We start from the raw sequence: 2,451 nt of genomic DNA on the forward strand, positions 1-2,451 counted from the left end.
CCTGATGCCGCACGGTGTAGAGAAACTCCACCACTCAGCGGGACGTCACCTTGGGCCGGAGGGTATGGCAGTGATGCCGGTTTAGTTCTCGAACGAGTTCAAGCGTGACGCGGTCGCTCTAGTTCTAAATCTGTTGGAGGTTGTTGACAGTTGGGTCTTCCGATTGGGAGGAAGGTTCCATGTCACCACGAGAGCTCGAGCGTCGAGCGAAGCACAAGCTGGCGGTTTTGCGGCACGTCGAAGAAGTCAGCGGGAATGTCGCGGCGACGTGCCGCTACTACGGCATCAGCCGCCAGGCGTACTACAAATGGAAACGCCGTTACGAAGATGAAGGCCTTGATGGGCTGAAAGACCGCTCCAGCGAACCGCATCATCAGCCCAACAAGACTGATCCGGAAGTGATCGAGAAGATCCTCTGGCTACGCCAGCAGTACCACTTCGGCCCACACAAGATCGCGATGTACCTAGCCCGCTATCACGACATCACGATCAGCCCGTCCGGGGTTTGGCGGATCCTGCACAAGGTCGGCTTGAGTCGCCTCCCCGCGTCACAACGCTATAAACGAACCCAGACCCGCTGGAAGCGTTACGAAAAGCAACGTCCCGGGCACGCTCTACAAGTGGACGTGAAATTCATCGAACCACTCGGGCAAACGAGCCGGAAGAAACGCTACTACCAGTACACCGCGATTGATGACTGCACCCGCATCCGGGTGCTGCGCGCCTATCCGCGCAACAACCAGAAGACCGCGATCGGGTTCATCGATCATGTGCTCTCGAAACTTCCGTTCCAGGTCGAGCAAGTACAAACCGACAATGGGCAGGAGTTCGGGCAAGCGTTCCACTGGCACCTTCTGGACAAGGGCATCGGCCATGTGAAGATCCGGCCCCGAACACCCCGGTTGAACGGAAAGGTAGAAAGATCGCACCGGATCGATTCTGAGGAGTTCTACCGGCTCTTAGAAGGCGAAGTCGTCGACGATGCAAACCTCTTTGCTGAACGCCTCCAGCAATGGGAAGACCACTACAACTACGATCGACCCCACGGCGCACTCGGCGGGCAAACCCCCTACGAACGCCTCAAACAGAAAACACAGAACCCGCTGTCATAGCCGTCCGTCAGTTGCACACCTAGAAGGCCGGCGGATTGTGTGCGATCAGCAGGATCGCCGTCCAGTGGCTGAGGAACGCCAGCAGGGTGCAGGCGTGGAAGAGTTCGTGGAAGCCGAACACCCCCGGCAACGGGTTGGGGCGCTTGAGACCGTAGAAGACCGCACCGACGGTGTAGAAGATGCCGCCCGCGAGCACGAGGATCATCGAGACGGGGACAGCGGCGAAAAAGTCCAGCAGATACATCATCGCGGCCCAGCCGAGCAGCACGTAGAGCGGCACGTAAAGCCAGCGCGGTGCGCCAACCCAGAACACGCGGAATCCGATCCCGAGCGCGGCACCGACCCAGACAATCGACAGCAGAATGATGGACTTCGGCCAGGGCAGGCCGAGAACGGCCATCGGCGTGTAGGTGCCTGCGATAAGCAGAAAGATGTTCGCGTGATCGAGCCGCTTGAAAGTGCGCTTGACACCCGGTGACCAGTTGATGCGGTGGTACAGCGCGGACACCCCGAACAACAGCAGGGAACTCGCGAAGAACACCGCGGTGGACGCCTTCGCCGCGGTGCCGTCGGCGAGGGTGACCAATACCACGCCGAGGGCGATGGCAATCGGAAAGGTTGCCGCATGAATCCAGCCCCGCCAGCTGGGCTTCACCTCGTCGGGAGTGCGCCGCGCGTCCGCCAGTAGCGGCAGGTGTGCGTCGGCGACAGTGTTCGCAACATCCCCGGGGTGAGGGAAATGCGGTTGCTTCGACGCGGACGAAGCCGCGGAACGGTCGATGTCATCGGTCGCGGCAGGCACGGGCTCATGCTAGGCCGCGTGGATGGTGGGACGCTGAGCGTTCCGGCGCGGCGGGGCGAGTAGCGTGGTCGTGTGCACGCGCGGGATTCAGGCTCCGGTGGCCCGCTTTACCGGCTCTACCAGCGACGACTGCGTGCCCGGCTCGACAGTGCAGAACTCCCCACGCACGTCGCAATGATCATCGACGGAAACCGACGCTGGGCGCGTCTGCGCGATCTCGAATCCGCCGCGCACGGCCACCGGGCGGGGGCAGAAAAGGTTCGCGAGTTCCTCGTGTGGTGTGATGACCTCGGCATCCGGCGGGCCACTCTCTATTTGCTTTCTGCCGACAACCTGGGCGGGCGCACCACGGACGAGCTCGACGCTCTCTTTGACATCATCGGCGACCTCGCGGATGAGCTCTCCCGCTTCCGCGACTGGCGAATCCAGCACGTCGGATCCAGCGCGGGCCTGCCGGAGCCGCTACGGCTCCTGCTGGCGGCGGCGCAGGATCGAACCGCGGGCAACACGGGCCTGCACGTGAATCTTGCGGTCGGC

General features: G+C 62.1%; 3 protein-coding genes. 2 read left to right on the plus strand and 1 reads right to left on the minus strand.

Going from position 1 to position 2,451, the window contains the following annotated elements; all coding sequences use genetic code 11:
• The first annotated feature begins 179 nt into the window (after nt 1-179).
• Nucleotides 180-1,112 carry an IS481 family transposase gene (locus ACK5M9_RS11705; protein WP_416893338.1) on the plus strand — a complete coding sequence of 311 codons (933 nt, stop codon included), beginning with the start codon at nt 180-182 and terminating at the stop codon, nt 1,110-1,112.
• Between the two features lie 19 nt (nt 1,113-1,131).
• Here the strand turns inward: ACK5M9_RS11705 and trhA are convergent, their stop codons facing one another.
• On the minus strand, nt 1,132-1,914 hold the full coding sequence (gene trhA, locus ACK5M9_RS11710) for a PAQR family membrane homeostasis protein TrhA (RefSeq protein WP_416893339.1): 783 nt from the start codon (nt 1,912-1,914) through the stop codon (nt 1,132-1,134).
• A gap of 72 nt (nt 1,915-1,986) precedes the next feature.
• On the opposite strand from trhA, the gene ACK5M9_RS11715 reads away from it, so the two are divergent.
• On the plus strand, nt 1,987-2,451 hold a 465-nt coding region (locus ACK5M9_RS11715; protein ID WP_416893340.1), incomplete at its 3' end, for an undecaprenyl diphosphate synthase family protein.

Origin of the sequence: Mycobacterium sp., from assembly GCF_047975165.1 — a bacterium.
GTDB lineage: Bacteria > Actinomycetota > Actinomycetes > Mycobacteriales > Mycobacteriaceae > Mycobacterium.